This window comes from Cystobacter fuscus (assembly GCF_002305875.1).
Classification (GTDB): Bacteria; Myxococcota; Myxococcia; order Myxococcales; family Myxococcaceae; genus Cystobacter; species Cystobacter fuscus_A.
Map to the genome: position 1 here is coordinate 3,653,809 of NZ_CP022098.1, position 19,450 is coordinate 3,673,258.

20 protein-coding genes are annotated in these 19,450 nt (G+C 69.9%); 12 read left to right on the plus strand and 8 right to left on the minus strand.

Annotated elements, in window-relative coordinates:
• The first annotated feature begins 36 nt into the window (after positions 1-36).
• A complete protein-coding gene (locus CYFUS_RS15050; RefSeq protein WP_232537566.1) occupies positions 37-405 on the plus strand; it encodes a hypothetical protein in 369 nt (122 codons plus the stop codon).
• Here the strand turns inward: CYFUS_RS15050 and CYFUS_RS15055 are convergent.
• Genes CYFUS_RS15055 through CYFUS_RS15065 form a run of 3 tightly spaced genes read right to left on the minus strand, consistent with a single transcriptional unit; the run spans position 395 to position 3,850 of the window.
• Positions 395-1,288 (minus strand): DUF3108 domain-containing protein, encoded by an 894-nt coding sequence (locus CYFUS_RS15055; RefSeq protein ID WP_095985862.1) that lies wholly within the window; start codon positions 1,286-1,288, stop codon positions 395-397. The genes CYFUS_RS15050 and CYFUS_RS15055 overlap by 11 nt on opposite strands.
• A gap of 31 nt (positions 1,289-1,319) precedes the next feature.
• Positions 1,320-2,999 carry a DUF4091 domain-containing protein gene (locus CYFUS_RS15060; protein WP_232537567.1) on the minus strand — a complete coding sequence of 560 codons (1,680 nt, stop codon included), beginning with the start codon at positions 2,997-2,999 and terminating at the stop codon, positions 1,320-1,322.
• 35 nt (positions 3,000-3,034) lie between these two features.
• Complete coding sequence (locus tag CYFUS_RS15065) at positions 3,035-3,850, minus strand: DUF3108 domain-containing protein (protein ID WP_095985863.1); 816 nt, start codon at positions 3,848-3,850, stop codon at positions 3,035-3,037.
• A 310-nt stretch (positions 3,851-4,160) separates the two neighbouring features.
• Here CYFUS_RS15065 and CYFUS_RS15070 point away from each other — a divergent pair, with 310 nt between their 5' ends.
• Positions 4,161-4,367: a hypothetical protein gene (locus CYFUS_RS15070; protein WP_095985864.1), complete on the plus strand. Its 207-nt coding sequence runs from the start codon at positions 4,161-4,163 to the stop codon at positions 4,365-4,367.
• 13 nt (positions 4,368-4,380) lie between these two features.
• Here the strand turns inward: CYFUS_RS15070 and CYFUS_RS15075 are convergent, their stop codons facing one another.
• Positions 4,381-5,046 carry a YggS family pyridoxal phosphate-dependent enzyme gene (locus tag CYFUS_RS15075; protein WP_095985865.1) on the minus strand — a complete coding sequence of 222 codons (666 nt, stop codon included), beginning with the start codon at positions 5,044-5,046 and terminating at the stop codon, positions 4,381-4,383.
• Positions 5,043-5,642 carry a Maf family protein gene (locus CYFUS_RS15080; protein ID WP_095985866.1) on the minus strand — a complete coding sequence of 200 codons (600 nt, stop codon included), beginning with the start codon at positions 5,640-5,642 and terminating at the stop codon, positions 5,043-5,045. The genes CYFUS_RS15075 and CYFUS_RS15080 overlap by 4 nt, the downstream gene beginning before the upstream one ends.
• Positions 5,643-5,687: 45 nt before the next feature.
• Between CYFUS_RS15080 and CYFUS_RS15085 the strand changes: the two genes are divergently transcribed.
• Positions 5,688-6,770: a sensor domain-containing diguanylate cyclase gene (locus CYFUS_RS15085; RefSeq protein WP_095985867.1), complete on the plus strand. Its 1,083-nt coding sequence runs from the start codon at positions 5,688-5,690 to the stop codon at positions 6,768-6,770.
• Between the two features lie 66 nt (positions 6,771-6,836).
• Here the strand turns inward: CYFUS_RS15085 and CYFUS_RS15090 are convergent, their stop codons facing one another.
• Positions 6,837-8,402 (minus strand): peptidylprolyl isomerase, encoded by a 1,566-nt coding sequence (locus CYFUS_RS15090; protein ID WP_095985868.1) that lies wholly within the window; start codon positions 8,400-8,402, stop codon positions 6,837-6,839.
• Positions 8,403-8,636: 234 nt separating this feature from the next.
• Between CYFUS_RS15090 and mreC the strand changes: the two genes are divergently transcribed.
• From mreC to rodA, 4 genes are read left to right on the plus strand one after another with little or no spacing between them, the layout of a single operon-like run.
• Positions 8,637-9,500 carry a rod shape-determining protein MreC gene (mreC, locus tag CYFUS_RS15095; protein ID WP_095985869.1) on the plus strand — a complete coding sequence of 288 codons (864 nt, stop codon included), beginning with the start codon at positions 8,637-8,639 and terminating at the stop codon, positions 9,498-9,500.
• Positions 9,497-10,003: a hypothetical protein gene (locus CYFUS_RS15100; protein ID WP_095985870.1), complete on the plus strand. Its 507-nt coding sequence runs from the start codon at positions 9,497-9,499 to the stop codon at positions 10,001-10,003. Before mreC ends, CYFUS_RS15100 begins: the two co-directional genes overlap by 4 nt.
• A complete protein-coding gene (gene mrdA / locus CYFUS_RS15105; protein WP_095985871.1) occupies positions 10,000-12,027 on the plus strand; it encodes a penicillin-binding protein 2 in 2,028 nt (675 codons plus the stop codon). The genes CYFUS_RS15100 and mrdA overlap by 4 nt, the downstream gene beginning before the upstream one ends.
• On the plus strand, positions 12,011-13,162 hold the full coding sequence (rodA, locus tag CYFUS_RS15110) for a rod shape-determining protein RodA (RefSeq protein ID WP_095985872.1): 1,152 nt from the start codon (positions 12,011-12,013) through the stop codon (positions 13,160-13,162). The genes mrdA and rodA overlap by 17 nt, the downstream gene beginning before the upstream one ends.
• Before the next feature lies 1 nt (position 13,163).
• Here rodA and mgtE read toward each other — a convergent pair whose 3' ends face one another.
• Entirely contained in the window at positions 13,164-14,543 is a 1,380-nt protein-coding gene (mgtE, locus tag CYFUS_RS15115) for a magnesium transporter (RefSeq protein WP_095985873.1), read from the minus strand.
• A gap of 94 nt (positions 14,544-14,637) precedes the next feature.
• On the opposite strand from mgtE, the gene CYFUS_RS15120 reads away from it, so the two are divergent.
• Complete coding sequence (locus tag CYFUS_RS15120) at positions 14,638-15,381, plus strand: PilZ domain-containing protein (RefSeq protein WP_095985874.1); 744 nt, start codon at positions 14,638-14,640, stop codon at positions 15,379-15,381.
• Positions 15,382-15,441: 60 nt separating this feature from the next.
• Here CYFUS_RS15120 and trxA read toward each other — a convergent pair whose 3' ends face one another.
• Positions 15,442-15,771, minus strand: a complete 330-nt coding sequence (gene trxA / locus CYFUS_RS15125) for a thioredoxin (protein ID WP_095985875.1) — start codon at positions 15,769-15,771, stop codon at positions 15,442-15,444.
• 214 nt (positions 15,772-15,985) lie between these two features.
• Between trxA and CYFUS_RS15130 the strand changes: the two genes are divergently transcribed.
• From CYFUS_RS15130 to hemC, 4 genes are read left to right on the plus strand one after another with little or no spacing between them, the layout of a single operon-like run.
• The gene (locus tag CYFUS_RS15130) at positions 15,986-16,357 is read left to right on the plus strand and encodes a hypothetical protein (RefSeq protein ID WP_095985876.1); all 372 of its coding nucleotides are present in this window, start codon (positions 15,986-15,988) and stop codon (positions 16,355-16,357) included.
• 31 nt (positions 16,358-16,388) lie between these two features.
• Positions 16,389-17,198: a cytochrome C assembly family protein gene (locus CYFUS_RS15135; protein ID WP_095985877.1), complete on the plus strand. Its 810-nt coding sequence runs from the start codon at positions 16,389-16,391 to the stop codon at positions 17,196-17,198.
• Between the two features lie 2 nt (positions 17,199-17,200).
• Positions 17,201-18,511 carry a glutamyl-tRNA reductase gene (hemA, locus tag CYFUS_RS15140; protein ID WP_095985878.1) on the plus strand — a complete coding sequence of 437 codons (1,311 nt, stop codon included), beginning with the start codon at positions 17,201-17,203 and terminating at the stop codon, positions 18,509-18,511.
• Positions 18,508-19,449, plus strand: coding sequence for a hydroxymethylbilane synthase (gene hemC, locus CYFUS_RS15145; protein ID WP_095985879.1), 942 nt, complete (start codon positions 18,508-18,510; stop codon positions 19,447-19,449). Before hemA ends, hemC begins: the two co-directional genes overlap by 4 nt.
• Position 19,450 lies beyond the last annotated feature (1 nt).

Sequence of the window (19,450 nt, forward strand, 5' to 3'; positions counted from 1 at the left end):
ATTGACCCTTCGCTACGGACCTGTAGCTTGATGGACATGACGACACCCGCTCTCGCCCGTGGTGCCGCTCCCGCGAAGCTGCGCCGCGTGGGGGCGGATCCGCTCCGCCAGTCCATGCTGTACCTGGCCCACCTGCTGCCCGAGCGGGCCGATGCCACCGTGATGATGGACTTCCTGGAGGACGATCTGCGCGAGGGGCTCGACGCGCTGAGCGACGTCGAGGAGCACTTCGCGGAGCTGCTCGCGGCGCTCCGGCCAGAGGCCGTCTGCCCGAGGGGGCTGCTCGAGGCGGGGGATGATCTGCTCGTGCAGAAGCGGCTGGAGCTGCTGATGGACGTGGTGATGCGCCTGCGCCGTCGGCTGTCGCAGGCGGCGGGGCTGATGCGTCAGACGCCTACCACTTGAGGGCTTCCTTGCCCTGGGACTGCCGCGCCTGTTCGCCCGGACGGGAGAACGAGGTGAGCGTGGCGCGCACGGCGCCCAGGTCGATGCTGCCCACGGCCGCGAGTGGCAGGCGGCGCGCGTCGTCGGAGATCCACACGTGGACCTCGCGCGACTGCGAGGGCTTGTCCAGGCGCACCGCAGTGCCCGACAGGTGCCAGGCCTCGAACTCACCCAGGGGCATGGACACGTGCTCGCGCTTGAGCACGGTGCCCGCCATGCGCCACATGCGGCGCACCCCGTAGACGTCGAAGCAGATGGGCAGGCCTTCCTTGAGCGGGAGCTGGCGCAGCATGTAGATGGCGCCGGCCACGTCCAGGCCATCGTGCTCGTAGGTCAGGTCGTTGCGGCCCTTCTTGCCCTTGAGCGTGTAGTCCACGCTGACGCTGCGCCGGTTGGGATGGAAGGCGACCTCCACCGTGCGCCGCACCTCGTTCTCCATGGCGTCCTCGGTGTAGCGCGAGCTGCGCAGCGTCTTGGGGTGCAGGTAGCTCACGGCGGTGGCATCCACCCGGCGCACCTTGGAGAAGAAGGAGTTGGTCTGCACCTTGATCTGCACGGGCAGCACGCCGTCCTGCTTCTTCTGCACCTGCATGGTCATCTTCCCGGCGGTGGCGCCCATGGCGTCGAGGTCGAAGTCGAGCAGCTCGCCGGGAGCGAACGCCATGGGGCTGCGCGGCTGGGGCAGGACCTGGGTGCAGCGCGGCACGGAGACCGGAGCGGCCGGGGCCGCCGTCACCGGTTGGGCCTTGTGTTCCTCGGGGCCGTCCGTGTCCGGAATCTGGGCCCAGGCCGCGGAGGAGAAGCACAGCAGCAGGGGGGCGAGGGCGGTACGCATGGGATTCATCCTTGCTTCTCCAGGTCAGGGGGCTCCAACGTCACTTGGGATGGACGCCCGAACGTTTCGCTTCTTCAGCCGCGTTCCAGCGCTGGCGCAAGCGCGCCGTCATCTCGCGGCGCACCTGCTCCCATCGGCCGCCATTCAACTCCACCTCGTACCCCGAGCGGGTGAGTCGCCGTGCGGCCTCGCGGGCGAAGGCGCGCTCCCCGAGTGATTCCAGGAGCTGGAGGTACTCATAGTCCTCCAGCCCATCGCGCAGGTGCTTGAGGCGCAGGGACACCACGGGCTGGTGGCGCGACAGGCCCGTGTGGGCCGGGGTGCCCGGGTAGAAGAAGGTGCCGTCGCCGTTGCCGCCGAACTCGAACACGTCCTTCCAGGGGTCCTTCGTGTTGTAGGCGAAGACGGTGTCGAAATAGAGCTCGCCGTCCACGCCGGAGAGGAAGGCCAGCGGCCCCATGGCGCGGTTGAGCGGGGCGGGGTGATCCACCATGTACGAGGCCCAGCCGCTGTAGGCCTTCTCCGTGGTGGAGTCCTTCGCGGGGCCTCCCGTGCAGCCGTGCGAGTTGCAGCTCTGGTACCACCACACCTTCACGTTCGGCGCGAGCTTGCCACGCAGGGTCTGCAACGGGACGACGTTGCGGCACGTCTGGGGACCGGGGCGGGGGAAGAAGCAGTTGAGGGTGGGGGCGAGGATGTCCGCCGAGCCGCGCAGTGCCTCGTCCAGGGGCGAGGTGACGAGCACCGGCACGTCCTTGCCGGCCGTGCGCACGCGCAGGGCCTGGGCGCGCACGAGCGGCACGTCCTCGGGCTTGGGCTCGTCCTTGGCGTAGAAGAAGAGCTGGGCGGGCCAGCCCTTGTCCCTGGCGTGCTCGGCGAAGGCCCGGTAGTACGCGGCCTTCTGCTCGTCGGTGCGGGCGGCCTTCGAGTCGCGCACGTCCACGGTGGTGAAGCGGGCGCCCGAGGGCAGCGCCGAGCCGTCGAGGAAGGGCCCCACCTCGGCGTCATAGGCGCGGAAGTCCAGCACCGCGCGGCCCTCCTCGAAGCGCACCGGCGGGGGCTCCATGCTCATGCCATGGGCGCTGACGCGGTGGGCGAGCAGCGCCGTCACGTAGTCGCGCAGCAGCGTCTGGGCCTCGGGCGAGTCGGGCTTGAGTCCATGGCCCTTGGCGATGCTGTAGAGCGAGATGCCGAAGCTGTTGGGCAGCGAGGAGGTGGCGGGCAGGACGAAGGGTTGCACCTCGGCGGTGAAGGGCACGCTCGCCGCGGGCGCGCCTTCCATGTCCAGCTTCAGCGCGCCCTGGTAGGTGCCGGGCCGCTGGGCCTTGGGTGCGCACAGCTCCACGTAGAGCACCAGGGGCGCCTGGGTGTCCTTCCGGGGCGCCTCCACCGGGACGAGCGGATCCGGCCACGCGCCCGTGCCTCCCTGGGAGTTGGAGGGCGTCTTCACCTCCAGGAAGTCCTCGCGCCACACCGAGGCCTCCAGGGGCGTGCCCGGCCCCCGCAGCGCGAGCGGCGCCACCTGGACGCGCGAGACGCCGGGCGGCAGCACCACCTGGGCCCCCTCGCACTCGCCTCGCGCGAGGCTCAACCGGGCTTCCTTCTCACCCGGGATGGACACGCCCGGCCGCACCTTCTCCAGGGCCGACACCACCCGCGGCGCGGGCGCCACGGTCATCATCCCCGCCAACCACCAACCCACCATCCCCAGTGCCGCCATGTCACCCCTCGGTTCGCGGCCGCCGGCGTGCCGCGTCAGATGCCGTTCTTGGCCGTCACCGCCGGCGCTGGCGTGACGACCTTGCCCTGCTTGTAGTCCTGCAGTTCCGCCACCACGGCGCCCAGGGCGAGCTCCGCCTCGATGCGCACGGGCAGGTGCCGCGCGTCCGCCGTCAGCCAGGCCACCATGTCGCGCTTGGAGGCCAGGTTGCCGGAGAACTCGGTGTACACGCGCAGCCGCAACACCTCCTGGCGCCCCTGCGCCGTGGTGAGCGTTTCCTTCGCTTCCACCTTCGCCTTCATCACGAAGTTCTTCGAGCCGGTGAAGACGGGATAGGCGTACTCCCTTCCCACCTCCAGCACGCGGTTGCGCAGCGCGAAGGTGGCCCCCGTCACGTCGAGCGCGCCCTCGAGCACCTCGAGGCTCTTCTCCGTGGGGGCCTCGCCCTCCTTCTGCCTCACCACCTGGGCGCTCCTGCCATCGTCGCTCAGCTTCACGCGCACGCGGCGGCGCTTGTGGTTCTGGTCCTCGTGCATGTCCGAGCCCAGCACCCGCTGCGAGTTGAAGTCCCAGTAGGAGACGTACTTGTCCTTGACGGGCCACACGCCCGCCACCGCGTCCGACTTCGCCAGCGACACGATGGGCCACACGTCCTTGCCCCACTGCCGCATGGGCGCTCCCACCGTCACCTGCGCCGAGCCCGCCGTCATCCCAAGGTAGTGCACCCGGTAACTCGCTTGTTCACCGGGGCCGAACGCGGACTCGCCCGCCGTCCCCTGGGCCAACGCCCCTCCCGCTCCCAGGAGGCTCAACAGCACGCCGCTGAACACTCCCTTGAACTGCTGATGCATCGATGGCTCCTGGCTGGGTAACCCCGACACCTGGCCAGTGGGCAGGTGCGGAAGGTAGGTAGCGGTATCCTGGCATGGCAATGCCTCGTCACCAGTCCGCCCGCCGGCTGATTCCTCGTGGACGAATCGCCGTGGGCGCCATTCAATCCCGGATTGGCCCGATCGTGTGCGTGTCGCGCGGAGAGTGTGAGTCCCTGGCGGCACAGCTTCCGGCCAGTCAGGCCATCCCCGCCGCGCGCCCGCCTCCCGAGGCGTGCCGTTCGGGCCCGCCGGGCTGCTAACGTCGCCCGGCTGGCCCAGGAGGGACGCGATGCCGCTGGACTACTACGACGACGACGAGGACAAGGGCTCCTCGGTCAAGGGCGCCCGGAAGGACTTCGACTGCCCGGAGTGCTCCGCCAACAACCCGCTCGATGACGCGCTCAAGGACGGGCACGAAGTGATGTGCAACTACTGCGGCTGCTCCTTCCTGGTGAAGGCCACGGACGACGGCCGCTTCAAGTTCCGGGAAATCTGAGCCCGCGGGGGCCTCACGCGCGCTCGCCGAAGAGGGCGGTGCCTACCCGGACCAGGGTGGCTCCCTCCTCGATGGCGAGCTCGTAGTCATGCGTGGTCCCCATGGACAGGCCCGGCAGCCCGTGGCGCTGCGCCAGCTCCCGCAGGGCGCGGAAGTAGCCGCGCGCCACCTGCTCGTCGTCGGTGGGGGGCGGCAGTGACATGAGGCCGTCGATCCTCAGCCCGGGCAGGGCACGCACGGTCTTCAGGAAGGACTCCACCTGCTCGGGCGCGAGGCCACTCTTGCTGGCTTCCCCACCCACGTTCACCTCCACATGGCAGGGCAGGGGTGCCTCCAGCCGGCGCCGCGACAGCTCCTCGGCCACCTCCAGCCGCTCCAGCGCGTGGTAGGCGTGCGCCGCCTTCGCCACGTACTTCACCTTGTTCGTCTGGAGGGGACCGATGGCGTGCCAGCGCAGCTCCTTCAGGTCTGCCAGCTCCGCGGCCTTGTCCCGCAGCTCCTGGGCGTAGTTCTCCCCGAAGTCGCGCTGCCCCGCCGCGTACGCCTCGCGGATGAGCGCCGCCGGCTTGAGCTTGGACACGGCCACCAGGGTGACGGACTCGGGCGGCCGGCCCGCCCGCGCACACGCCGCCGCCATCCGCTCGCGCACCTCCGCCAGGCGCTCCGCGAGGCCACTCATGACGCGCTCCAGGGAAGCACCACGCCCGCCCGGGCGATCAGCTCGAGTGTCTCGCCCAACGGCAGGCCAATCACGTTGGTGGGGCTGCCCTCCACCGACGCCACCAGGAAGCCTCCCTTGCCCTGCATGGCGTAGCTGCCCGCCTTGTCCAGCGGCTCCCCCGTCCCCGCGTACCAGGCGATTTCACCGGGACTGAGGGCACGGAAGGTGACGCGGGTGCGCACCAGGGTGGACTGCCCGGCGCCAGGGCCCGCGAGCGCCACGCCGGTATAGACCTCGTGGGTCCTGCCCGACAGCCGACCCAACATGTCACGCGCCTCGGCGGCGTCCCGGGGCTTGCCGAGCAGCGCTTCTCCGAGCGCCACGGTGGTATCCGCCGCCAGGACCCAGGCGTCCGGGTGCCGGAGGGCCACCACGCGAGCCTTCTCCTGGGCCAGCCGCAGCACGTAGGCGCCGGCGGGCTCGCCCGGCTGGGGCGTCTCGTCGATGTCCGCCGCGGAGACCTCGAAGGTGAGGCCGAGCTGACCGAGCAGCTCGCGCCGCCGCGGCGAGGCGGACGCGAGGACGAGCCGAGTTTGACCCACTGGTGTGTGCATGTTACGGCTCGCCTCTAGCAGAACTGCGCCCTGGAGTGGATCTGGATGAACTCCGCGGAACTCCTCGCGGCCATGACGCGTACGGTGGAGCAACTGGCCGCCTACAACGACATCGCCAAGGCGCTCACCTCGACGCTCGAGCTGCGCGAGGTGCTCAACCTGATGATGGAGAAGATCCGCGGCCTGTTGCGTCCGCGCAACTGGTCCCTGCTCCTGCAGGACGAGCGCACGGGCAAGCTCTACTTCGAGATCGCCGTGGGCGAGGGCGCCGAGGTGCTCAAGGGCCTGCAGCTCGCGCCGGGCGAGGGCATCGCCGGCACGGCGTTCGCCACGGGGACGGCCCGGCTGGTGGAGGACGTGTCCCATGATCCGGCCTTCGCCTCGCGCTTCGACGCCGCGTCCACCTTCCGCACCCGCTCCATCGTCGCCGTGCCGCTCATCGCGCGCGGCCAGGTGCTCGGCGTCATCGAGCTGGTCAACGGCGTCATCGATCGGCCCTTCACCCAGGAAGATTTGATGGCGCTCACCGCGATCGCCGACTTCGCGGCCATCGCCATCGAGAACGCGCGCAACTTCCGCCGGGTGCAGGAGCTCACCATCAAGGACGAGCACACGGGTGTCTACAACGCCCGGCACCTGCGCGCCCAGCTCGAGCACGAGGTGCGGCGCTCCCAGCGCTTCCACCACCCGGTGTCCCTCATCTTCCTGGATCTGGATCGCTTCAAGTCCATCAACGATGCCCACGGGCACCTGGTGGGCAGCGCCGTGCTGCGCGAGGTGGGCGAGCTGCTCATGTCCTGCTGCCGGCAGCTCGACTACGTCTTCCGCTATGGCGGCGACGAGTTCGCCCTGCTGCTCGTGGAGACGAGCACGGATGGGGCGGTGACGACCGCCACGCGCATCCGCGATGCCTTCCGCAAGCAGATCTTCCAGCAGGCGGCGGAGCTGGAGCTCCGGGTGACGGCGAGTCTCGGGGTGGCCACCTACCCGGAGCACGCCCTGTCCGCGGTGGACCTCGTCCGGGCGGCGGACTTCGCCATGTACGCCGCCAAGGCCCGGGGCCGCGATGACATCTGCGTCGCCGTGCCCCAGGGGGAGCGGCCGGAGTCCATGATGGGCAAGAAATGAAACAGGGGGCGCTCCCCGGAATGGGAGACGCCCCCTGGGGTGGCGAGCCACGGGGCTCGCCGGGACTCAGCTGCCGGCCACCTGATCGAGCGCGGCGGGGTTGGTCTCCACCTTGCCGCTCTTCTTCAGCGCCTTGATGAAGGAGTCGGCCACCTCGTACTGCTTGGCCTGCTGGGCCTGCTGGCGCAGCTCGTCGCGCTTCTCGGCGAACTTCGCGTCATCCGGCAGCTGGCGCTCGGTCACCTGGGCCACGACGAAGCCATCACCCACGGGGTAGACCTGCTCGAGCACGGCCGGCCCCTGGGTGGCGAACACCGCGGTGAGCAGCTCCGGCGCCGGGCCGAGGTGGGGCACGTTGGGGCTGGCGGCGTTGAAGGTGTCCGTCTGCACCGCCTCCGGACGCGTCTCCTGCTCGAAGCGCAGGAGCGCCGGCTGGCCCTCCTTCTCCGGGGGGAACAGGGCGGTGAGCGTCTGGCCGCCCTTCACCGTGGCGAGCGCCTTGTCCGCCTCGGTCCGGGCGAGCTCCTTGGCCTTCTCCTTCTTGTAGAGGGTGGTGGCGATCTCGTCCTGCACCTCCTCGAGCTTCTTGTCCTGCGCCGGCTTCTTCTCCTCCACCTTCACCAGGTGGATGCCGTACTTCGTCTCGATGGGCTGGGTGAGCTTCCCGGGCTCGAGCGCGAAGGCGGCGTTGGCGAGCGCGGGCTCCCAGTTGCCCCGCTCCACCCAGCCGAGGTCTCCACCGCTGGCCTTGGTGCCCGGATCCTCGCTGCTCGTGCTCGCCACCTCGGCGAAGTCCTTGCCGCCCTCGAGTTCCTGGCGCAGCGCCTGGGCGCGCGCGAGCACCTGGGCCTTCTGCTCCGGCGTGGCGTCCGGGGTGAGCTTGAGGAGGATCTGCCGCGCGTGGACACGCTCGGGCTGCTGGTACACGAAGCGGTTGGACTCGTAGTACTCCTTGATGGCCTTCTCCTGCGCCTGCTTGAAGGTGGTCAGGTCCGCCGGGGTGGGGGCGGGGACCTTGTCGGAGTACATGGAGGGCAGGAAGCGGGCGAATACGACGCGGGCCTGGTTGCCCTCCTTGGCGAAGCGCGCGCGCACCTCGTCATCGGAGACGACCACGCCGGCCTGCACCACGCCCAGGAGCTTCTGGGCCGACAGGCGCTTGCGCAGGTCCTCCTCGTAGTCCGCGGGCGACTGGCGGAAGTAGTCGCGCAGCACCTGCTGGTAGGTGGCGTAGTCGAACTGGCCGTCCTTCTGGAAGTCCGGGCTGCGGTGCAGGATGCGGAGGATCTCCTCGTCCGACGCCCGCAGGCCCTGGCGCGCGGCGGCCTGGGAGAGCAGCTCCGTGTTCACCAGCCGGTCCAGCACCGTCTGGGGCAGACCGAACTGCCGGGCGACCGCCTCGGTGATCGGCTGACCCTGCTGACGCAGGTACTGCAACTGTCCGGCATACTCGCGGCGGAACTCGTTGAGGGGGATTTCCTTGCCGTTGACCACCGCCGCGGCCGCGGGGGCGCCGGCGGGGTTCACGTCGCTGAACCCGTTGCTCCCCGGGCCGAACTGCACGGTGAACACCACCGCGATCGCGATGATGAAGAGGAGCGAGAAGACCTTTCGGAGATCCAAGGAGTCCATGATGCCTTGACCGTTTCCGTGCCTTGAAACGCGCCGATCAGCTCTTCGCGTGGAAGGTTTCGCGGCGCGCGTGTGTTGGGTGCCCGGTTCGGATGGTGGACGTTGTGACGTCCCCCACCGTGAAGACCTTGACTGCCTAGAGCAACACCTCGGAAAATGCAAGCGATTCAGAGTAGTTAGCGAGCCCCCCCGACCCATCCGCCGCTCCCCCTCTCCCACACGGACCTCCACGAAGTGCTGTCGCTTCTCAAGCGCTACCGGACCTTGCTGATCGTGAGTGCCCTCCTGCTCTACCCGTTCGGGGCCTTCCTGACGACGGGAGGCCGACGCGGGCGGGAGCCCAATGCCGTGGACCGGCTCGTCATCGGTCTGACGGCCCCCGTGCAGCGGGGGCTGGTGGGGCTCATCGACGGGGTGAAGGCCGTGGTGTTCGGCTACATCGACCTGCGCGAGGTGCGCCAGGAGAACGAGCAGCTGCGCGCGGAGAACCTCCAGTTGAGGGCGAGCGTGCACGCGCTCGGCGAGACGCGGATGGAGAACGAGCGGCTGCGCGGCCTGCTCGCCTACGCCGAGGCGTCGCCCGGGCCGGACATTCCCGCGCGGGTCATCGGGGTGAATCCCGTGGCCAAGCTGCTGTCGGTGCGCATCAACCGGGGCGAGTCCGACGGGGTGTTCCGCGGCATGTCGGTGGTGACGCCGGACGGCATCGTGGGCCAGGTGGTGCGCACGACGGGAGGTTGGGCGGACGTGGCGCTGGTGACGGACGCGCAGAGCCGGGTGGCCGCGCAGGTGCAGCGCTCGCGGGCGCGCGGCACGGCGGCGGGGGCCGGCAAGGGGCCGCTGCAATTGGAGAACATGTTGCGCATCGAGGACGTGCAGGAGGGCGATCTCATCATCACCTCGGGCACGGATGGCGTGTACCCGCCGGGGCTGGTGGTGGGGAAGGTGACGCACCTGGAGAAGACGGAGCACGGCATGTTCCTGGGCGGTGACATCGTGCCCGCGGTGGACACCACGCGGCTGGAAGAGGTGCTCGTGCGCGGCAATCCCTTTGGTGCCAGCGCGCAGGGTGGAGCGGGCGAGGGGAGCGGACGATGAAATTCCTCGTCACCGTGGCGCTCGCGTTGCTCCTGCTCACCCTGGAGTCGGTGCTGGTGCAGCAGCTGGGCCTGGCCATCAGCCGCATCGACGTGACGGTGGTGCTGGTGGCCTTCCTGGCGCTGCGCGCGAGCCTGCTCGAGGGCGCCTTCTCCTCCTTCGCGGTGGGCTACCTGCTGGACTTGATGAGTGGCCAGCCCACCGGGCTCTTCACCTTCCTGGCCGTCTTCACCTTCCTGGCGTGCAAGCTCGTGGTGCGCCTGACGGACGTGCGCAGCCGCGCGGCCTTCGTCCTCTTCGCCATGGGCGCGGACCTGGGCCATGGCGCCCTGGTGAGCTTCTTCACCTGGCTCACCACCAAGGATGGTTCGGCCTCGGCGCTGCTGCCGGGCCTGCCGCTGCAGGTGACACTCACGGGCGTGGCGGCCGCGCTGCTCTATCCGCTGCTGCGCCGCTTCGAGGTGTCGCAGGATCGCTCTTCTTCCGCGGGGTTGCTGCGTTGACGCCTTCCACTCTGTCCGAGACGACCCCCGGGCGCGACCTCAAGCGCCGCTTCCTCTGGCTGGGCCTGGCCATGGTGATGGGCCTGACGATGCTCGCCATCCAGCTCTACCGCCTGCAGATCACCCAGGGCGAGGAGTACGCCGCCAAGAGCGTGGCCAACTTCGTCAAGGAAGTGCGGCTGCGCGCCGACCGCGGCCTCATCATGGATCGGCGCGGCACCATCCTCGTGGACAGCCGCCCCTCCTTCGACGCCTTCGTCACCCCGGCCTTCTGCACCCAGTGCGCCGAGGAGGTGCTGCCCCGCCTGGGAGAGCTGCTCGGGTGGGACGACGCCACGCGCAAGCGCATGGAGGAGCAGGTGCGCGCGGCGCGCCGCACGGCGCCCTTCCTGCCGCTGTCCGTGCGCGTGGACCTCTCGCGCGACGAGTACGATCGCATCAACGCCCGGCGCGACATCCTCGACGGCGTGGAAGTGGTGCCGGTGCCGCACCGCTACTACCGCACCGGCAGCGTGCTCTCGCACGTGCTCGGGTACATGAACGAAATCAACCCGGACGAGCTGGGGCGCCTGAACGCCGAGGGGGGCCACTACGCCCTGGGTGACTACATCGGGCGGCGCGGCCTGGAGCGCACCTTCGAGTCCAAGCTGATCGGCACCGACGGCGTGCGCAAGGAGGTCGTCAACGCGCGGGGCCGGGTGCTCGAGGAGTTCAACGACAAGCTGGGCGAGGACTCGGTGATGCCGTCGCGGCCGGGCAACAACCTGGTGCTGTCGCTCGACATGCGCCTGCAGGAGGAGGCCGAGCGCGCGTTTCCGGGCTCGGCGGGCGCCCTGGTGGTGGTGGACGTGAAGACGGGCTTCATCCGCGCGCTGGTGTCGCGCCCGGGCTTCGATCCCAACCTGCTCACCGGCCGCATCACCCCCGCGCAGATGGCCGCGCTGTCGAGGGATCCCCTCCAGCCGATGATCAACCGCGTCTCCGCCAACCACTTCAGCCCCGGCTCCACCTTCAAGGTCGTCTCCACCCTGGCCGCCTACAAGTCGGGTCTGTTCCGGCCGGAGTCGTTGGTGAACTGCACGGGCAGCTACCGGCTCGGCGCGCGCGCCTGGCGCTGCCACAAGGACAGCGGCCACGGGCCGGTCAACGGCAAGACGGCGTTGCAGTACTCGTGCGACTGGTGGTTCTACAAGGTGGCCGACACCATCGGGTTGGATCCCATCGCGGACATGGGCAAGGCCCTGGGCATGGGCGCCCCCACGGGCATCGGCGTGCTCGCCGAGGTGCCGGGGATCATGCCGTCCAGCGAGTACCACGACAAAGTGTCTCCCGGGGGCTACACCAAGGGCATGGCGCTCAACAGCGTCATGGGCCAGGGCGACGTGAACGCCACGCCGCTGCAGGTGGCCATGATGTACGCGGCCATCGCCAACGGTGGCACCCTGCTCAAGCCGCAGCTCGTCGAGCGCGTGGAGGGCCTGGATGGCCGCGTGCTCGAGAAGTTCGATCCCGAGGTGGTGCGCAAGGTGCAGATTCCCGAGGCGCACCGCAAGGCGGTGATGGAGGCGCTCGTGTCGGTGGTGCAGGAGCCGGGTGGAACGGCCTACCGCTCGTGGCTGCCCTACAAGGAGCGGCTCGGTGGCATCACGGTGGCGGGCAAGACGGGCAGCGCCCAGGTGGCGGCGATCGGCGCGATCCGTCTCAAGGAACACCAGATGGACTTCTTCCAGCGCGACCACGCGTGGTTCGCGGCGGTGGCACCCGCGGAGGATCCGGAGATCGCCGTGGTGGTGCTCAACGAGCACGGAGGCCACGGTGGCGTGGACGCCGCGCCCGCCGGCATGGCGGTCATCACCCGCTACTTCGAGCTGAAGAAGGAAGACGCGGCCAACCCGCCGCCGCGCCAGAGCACCCCCTATGTGCCGGGGATGCCCACCGCGCCGGCTCAGGACGGCGCGTCGCTCACCCGGAGCGCGTCCCCGGTCACCAGCGGGACGGGAGGCTCGGATGCAGCTGCGGATTGAGCGGCGCATGCTGCCCCACGTGCCGTGGGGCCTCATCCTGAGCGTGCTCGCGCTGATGGGGCTGGGCATCTTCAACCTGGCGTCGGCCTCGCGCTCGCAGGCCTCGCCGGTGTGGACGAGCCAGGCGGTGTACGCGGGCGTCAGCGTCCTGGCCGCGCTCATCGTGTGCCTGGTGGACTACCGCGTCATCAAGAACCTGGCGCTGCCCATCTACGTGCTCAACATCGCGGCGCTGCTCGCGCTGCGGGTCATCGGCCACAAGGCCAAGGGCGCCGAGAGCTGGTTCGTGCTCGGGCCCATCCGCATCCAGCCCGCCGAGTTCATGAAGATCGGCGTGTTGTTGATGCTCGCCAAGGTCTACCACGACGACTTCAAGCCGGGAGACGGCTCCTATGGCCTCAAGCGCCTGGTGAAGCCGGTCCTGGTCGTCATGGTGCCCACCGCGCTGGTGCTGGTGCAGCCGGACCTGGGCACCGCGCTGATGATCCTCCTGTCCTCGGCGACGGTCATCCTGTTCGGCAAGGTGCGCTGGTACCTGGTGGCGGTGTTGCTGGTGGGCTTCTTCGCCGTCGCGGGCATCATCTGGAACGACTACGTGCGGGACGTGCCCGAGCCGCGCACCACGGTCGTGCGCCACCTGCTCAAGGCGCACCAGAGCAAGCGCATCTCCGGGTGGTTGGATCCCGAGTCGGACCTGCGCGGCAGCGGCTACCACGCGGCCCAGTCGAAGATCGCCGTGGGCTCCGGAGGGCTGCACGGCAAGGGGTGGAAGGAGGGGACCCAGACGGGCCTGTCCTTCCTGCCCGAGCAGCACACGGACTTCATCTTCTCCGTGTGGGCCGAGGAGCACGGCTTCGTCAAATGCGTGGTGCTGCTGGTGCTCTACGGCTTGCTGTTCATCTTCGGGCTGGGCGTGGGGTTCACCGCGCGCGACCGCTTCGGCGCCTTCGCGGCCGTGGGCGTCGTGGCGATGATCTTCTGGCAGGTGTTCGAGAACATCGGCATGGTCATCGGCCTGCTGCCGGTGACGGGTATCACCCTGCCGCTGCTCAGCTATGGCGGCTCCTCGCTGGTGAGCGTCATGCTGTGCATCGGGCTGCTGGTGAACATCAGCATGCGCCGCCACATGTTCTGATCTACAGCACCCGGCCGGTGAGGATGAGCGTGGCCACGGTGAAGTAGATGACGACGCCGGTGACGTCCACCAGCGTGGCCACGAAGGGCGCGGAGGCGGTGGCGGGATCCAACCCGAGCCGCCGCAGCAGGAAGGGCAGCATCGAGCCGCACAGCGTGCCGAACGTCACCACGCCCACCACGCTCAGGCCCACCGCCATGCCCACCCAGGCGAAGTGCGGCCCGTAGAGCGACTCGTGCTCGGGCCAGACGAGGATGCGCAGGAAGCCCAATGCACCGAGGAAGAAGCCCAGCGCCACGCCACTGGTGATTTCCCGCGCGGCGACCTTCCACCAGTCCTGGAGCTCCACGTCGCGCACCGCCAGCGCGCGGATGATGAGCGAGGTGGCCTGGGAGCCCGAGTTGCCGCCCGAGGAGATGATGAGCGGCACGAAGGTGCCGAGGAACACCGCCTGGGCGATGGCGTCCTGGTAGTGCGCCATGGCGGTGGCGGTGAACATCTGCCCCACGAAGAGCACCGTCAGCCACCCCACGCGCTTCTGCAACATGCCCACGATGCCGATGTCCAGGTAGGGCGCCTCCAGGGCCTCCATACCGCCGATGCGCTGGATGTCCTCGGTGGCCTCCTCCTCGGCCGCGTCCAGCACGTCGTCCACCGTGATGATGCCCACCAGCACGCCCCGCGAGTCCGTTACCGGCAGCGCCACCCGATCGTACTTCTCGAACAGGCTGATGAACTCCTCGCGGTCCGCCGTGGCCGGGATGCTCACGAGCTGCCGATCATGGATGTCCGTCACCGGCGTGGAGGGCGCCGCGAGCACCAGCGACGCGAGCCGCACGTCGTCCAGCAGCCGGCCCTTCTCGTCCACGATGTAGAGCACCGCCAGCGTCTCGCGGCCCTGGCCGTGGGTGCGCACGTACTCGAGCGCCTCCCCCGCGGTGAGGTTGCCCGGCAGCGTGAGGTACTCGGGCGTCATGTAGCGCCCGGCGCTCTTCTCCGGATAGCCCAGCAGGGTGCGCGCCAGCTTGAGCTGCTCGGGCGACAGCGACGTGAGCAGCCGCTTGGTCACCTCCGCCGGCAGCTCCTCCAACAGGCGCGTGCGATCATCCGGCGCCATCTCGTCGAGCAGGTTCTTGAGCTGCTCGCGGCCCAGCGTGTCGACGATCTCCGTCTGCTGCGAGGGCGGCAGGTACTCGAACACCAGCGCCGCCGAGTCCCGGGGCAGCAGCCGGAAGAGGATGCCGCTCTCGTCGGCGGGGAGATCCTCGATCACCTCGGCCATGTCCGCGGGATCCATGTCCGAGAACGCATCGCGCAGCGCGTTCCAGTCCTTGGCGGCGATGAGCGAGTCGAACTCGGGCTTCAGGAGGTTTCCCAACATCTCAAGACTCCACGCGCGGACGAAGTGGCGCATGGTGTATGAATCCCGGCGCCGGGGGTATGCAAATCTGTCCGGGTCCCCCAGGAGGTAGAAGATGGAGCGCAAGGGCTCGCGAAAGAAGGTTCCCGCCCAGGCCGTGGCCCCCGAGCAACCGGCGGTCGCCGCGCCGCCCCCCGTGGTCCGGCCCGAGCCGCCACGCGCGGTGGTGCCTCCCCGGCCCGAGCCCCGCGTGCAGCCCCCCGCGCGGCCCGCGTCCCCATTGCCCCCCGCGCGGCCCGTGTCCCCCTTCCGCTTCTCGTCGACGCCCGTCACCTCCCGACTTCCCCCCGCGCCCATCATCGGGGTGGGGAGCGAGGAGGAGGTGGAGCACCGGCGCTTTCCCCGCGCGCAGCTCGCCACGAGCTTCGAGTTGTGGATCGACGAGGGGGGAGCACGGCGCTTCACGGCCACGCTGCGCTCGGTGAACGTGAGCGTGGGCGGGGCCTTCCTGGAGAGCACCTTCTTCCTGCCCCTGTCCACGGAGCTCCGGGTGCGCTTCTCCCTGGCTCCCGGGGCCGCGCCCGTGGAGGCCCGGGCCCTCGTGGTGCGTGAGCAACGGCCGGTGCGGGACGGGATGCCCTCTGGCTTCGGCATCCACTTCGAGGAGTTCTACGGCCAGACGGAGGTGGCGCTGGCGCGGCTCTTCCTGGACCTGCGGTTGCGCGCGTTCGCGGAGGAGTACCTCGCCTCGCCCCGGGCCCGCGGGCTGTCCGATGGGCTGGAGCGGGTGGTGGACGCACTCGCCGCGTGGGAGCTGCTCAAGGCCCAGACATCCACGGATCTGTGGCAGGGGGAGTGAGTCCCGCGCGGAGCCCCAAAGGGAACCCAAAGGGGTGCTCCGCGCGGAGGACGGCGGGAACTACAGGGCCTTCTTCACGGCCTCTTCGATCTTCGACTTGGGGACGGAGCCGACGATCTGGTCCACCACCTTGCCCCCCTTGAAGACGAGCAGGGTGGGGATGGAGCGGATGCCGTACTGCTGGGGGGTGTCCTGGTTCTGGTCGATGTCGATCTTGGCCACCTTGAGCTGGCCCTTGTACTGGGTGGCCAGCGCGTCGATGGCGGGCGCGATGGCGCGGCACGGGGCGCACCACGTGGCCCAGAAATCCACCAACACGGGCTCGCTGGAATCCAGCACCTGCGTCTTGAAATCCCCATCTCCAACCGTCAACACGTCAGCGCCTGCCATGGTGTCTCCTCTCGAGCGTGGGCCGCTTCGGCTGGCGCGTCCTCTAATACGCGCCTACCTGGCCTGCAAGCATGGGACCTCGCCGGGTCCATTGCCTGCCTACGTAGATGCGGAAGGGGCGCGGACGTCGCAACCCGTCCGCCCTCTATATGGTAGTTGGCGCATGGTAGTTGGCGCTTCGGCCCGAGTCCGGGCGGTGTAGAATGGGGCCTTCATGAAGCTCTTCCTTCCCCAGACCCAGCTCGAGGAGTGGGCGCTGGAAGACAAAGCGGACGTCAAGGACGGGGTCCTGGTGGTGACGGGTGAGACGGGCGTGTACCCGGTGGTTCCCGCCGTCCACATCGTCCAGTTGGTCACGGGCGAGGACACCAACCGACTGGTGGCCAAGGTGAAGACGGAGCAGCAGCTCGAATCCCTGGGGGCCGAGCAGATGGCCGACTCCGTGTTGCTCGGAGAGACGGCATACGAGGTGGTCCCTGGTTATGTAGCCGAGGTGCCGTCGCCCTCGGATGCTTCCTCGGAGGACGGCAATGCAGGCTCGGAGACGGACCTGCTCGCCGCGTTTCTTTTGAACAAAATGGGCTGACGCGCTCAGTCCAGTGGGTTTGTCAGCCGCCATGAACCACGCGCTCGTCTCCCTCGCCTGCCACGCCTATGTCGTCGCGGCGCTCGTCTATCTGGTGTACCTCGTCCGGCAATGGGACGCGCTGGCCACCGCGGGCCGCGTGCTCGTGGGCACCGGCCTGGTCCTGCACGGCGTGGCCCTCTTCGGGCTCTTCGGCGCCCAGGGCGGCCGCCCGGTGGGGGTGGCCCAGGGCTTCTCCACCTTCGCCTTCCTGCTGCTGGCCATCTTCCTGGTGGTGGATGTGCGCTACCGGCGGCCGGTGATGGGGGCCTTCATCACCCCCCTGGCGGTGGCGGTGCTCCTGCCGGGACTGTTGCTGGATGGGGGCACGCCCCTGCCGGCGCACGTGCAGCGGCCCCTGTTGCCCGTGCACATCACCATCGCCCTGCTGGGCGTGGCCGCCTCGGCGGTGGCCGCGGGCGTGGCGGGCATGTACCTGCTCATGGAGCGGCAGGTGAAGGGCAAGCGCTTCGGCCTGCTCTTCGCGCGCCTGCCCTCGCTCGAGTTCCTCGACACCCTCAACCGCCAGCTCGTGGTGGTGGGCTTCATCGCGCTGTCGGTGACGCTGGTGACCGGGGCCTTCTTCTCCAGCGCGGCGCCGGGCTTCGTCTGGTCCTGGCAGTCCAAGCAGATCGCCACCCTGGTGGCCTGGGTCGTCTTCGCCGCGCTCGTCAGCGCGCGCTCCTTCGGGGGCTGGCGGGGCCGGCGGGTCGCGCTGCTCACCATGACGGGGTTTGGTTTGTTGCTGCTGTGTTTCCTGTCGTCGTACGACTTCACGCACGTGGGTGGAGGCTGGCGCTAGCTATGGAGTTCCTGTGCATGGGTGTGTCGCACCGGACGGCTCCGCTGTCCGTGCGGGAGCGGCTCGCACTGCCCGAGTCCCAGCAGGTGGAGCTGTTGCGGCGCCTGGCCCAGGCGCCCCACGAGGCGATGCTGGTGTCCACGTGCAACCGGGTGGAGCTGTACATGGCCTCGCCGGACCTGTCCCAGGCCCGGGAGGGCGCGCAGCGCGAGCTGCTGGCGCTCGGCGGCCCCGAGGGGATGGATCACCTCTACGAGCACCGGGGCGAGGACGCGCTGGTGCACCTCTTCCGGGTGTCGGCCAGCCTGGACTCCATGGTGCTCGGCGAGGCGCAGATCCTCGGCCAGGTGAAGGACGCGTTCGAGCGGGGGCAGGGCTCGGGGGCGGTGCGCGGCGAGCTGACGCGGGTGTGCGCCGCGGCGTTCGGCTGTGCCAAGCGCGTGCGCACCGAGACGGCCATCGGCCGCTCCGCCACCTCCATGGCCAGTGCCGCCGTGGCGCTCGCGAGCAAGGTGTTCGACGGGCTGCGGGACAAGACGGTGTTGCTGGTGGGCGCCGGGGAGATGTCGGAACTGGCCGCGCGCCACCTCAAGCAGGCCGGGGCCACGCGGATGCTGGTGACCAACCGCACCTTCTCGCGCGCCGAGGCGCTCGCGGCGGAGGTGGGTGCCACCGCGCGGCCCTTCGAGGAGCTGCTCGCGCTGCTCACCTCGGCGGACGTGGTGGTGTGCAGCACCGCCTCGCCCGTGCCCCTCTTCACCCAGGAGAACGTGGCCTCGGTGGGCAAGGCGCGCCGCTTCCGCCCGCTCTTCATGGTGGACCTGGCCGTGCCGCGCGACATCGCCCCGGAGGTGGGCTCGCTGGACTGGGTGCACGCCTACGACCTGGACGACATCCAGAAGTTCGTGGCGGACAACGCCGCCGCCCGTGCCGAGGAGGCGCAGAAGGCGGGGGTGCTCGTGGCCCAGGAGGTGGCCCGCTTCGTGCGTGAGCGCGCCGTGCGCCAGGGCGTGCCGGTGCTCGCCCAACTGCGGCAGCGCGGCGAGGCCATCGCCCGCGCCGAGGTGGAGCGCACGCTCGCCGCGCTGGGTGACAGCCTCAACGACAAGCAGCGCAAGAGCGTGGAGGCCATGGCGCGCGCCATCGTCAACAAGCTCCTGCACGAGCCCACCGCGCGGCTGCGCGCCGTGGGGCCCGAGCACGAGGGCAACCGGCTGGCGGGCGCCGCCGCCGAGCTCTTCGGACTCGAGGGCTCGCCCAACGCGCCGGACGCCTCCGTCCCCAACGTGGTGGCCACGGGAGGCAAGGGATGAAGTCCATCCGAATCGCCACACGGCAGAGTCCGCTGGCGCTCTGGCAGGCCCGTCACGTGGGCGCGCTGCTCTCCCGGCTCCATCCCGAGCTGCAGGTCTCCTTCGTCGAGATGACCACCGCGGGCGACCGCTTCCTCGCCGCGCCCCTGTCCACCGTGGGTGGCAAGGGGTTGTTCGTGAAGGAGATCGAGCAGTGCCTGCTCGATGGCCGCGCGGACCTGGCCGTGCACAGCCTCAAGGACATGACGTCCGTGCTGCCCCCGGGCCTGCTGCTCGCGGCGCTGCCCACGCGCGAGGATCCGCGCGACGCGCTCTGCGGCCCTCCCGGCTTGTCGTTGGACGGGCTGCCCAAGGGAGCACGGCTGGGCACGTCCTCGCTGCGGCGCAGCTGCATCCTGCGAGCGCGGCGGCCGGACCTGGAGATCGTCAGCCTGCGCGGCAACGTGCAGACGCGGCTGGCGCGCATGCGCGAGCTGCAACTGCATGGCGCGGTGCTCGCCTTCGCGGGCCTCAAGCGCCTGGGTCTGGACTCGGAGATCGCCGAGGTGCTGCCCACCAGCGTGAGCCTGCCGGCGGTGGGGCAGGGCGTGCTCGCCATCCAGTGCCGCACGGAAGACGCCGCGGTGCGCGCTCTGCTCGCGCCGCTCGAGGACGCCACCACGCGCGTGGCGGTGACGGCCGAGCGCGCCTTCATGGCCCGCCTGGAAGGTGGCTGCACCGTCCCACTCGCGGGACATGCCACCGTGCAGGGCCAGACCGTCCACTTGCGTGGACTGGTGGGTCGGCCGGATGGCACGAAGGTGGTGATGGGCGAGCGCAGTGGTCCGGTGGAGGCGGCGCTCGCGGTGGGCGACGCGCTCGCGGAGGAATTGTTGTCGCGTGGCGCGGCGGACATCCTGCGTGATTTTGGTCGCCTCGCCTCCGCGCGGGAGTCCTAGA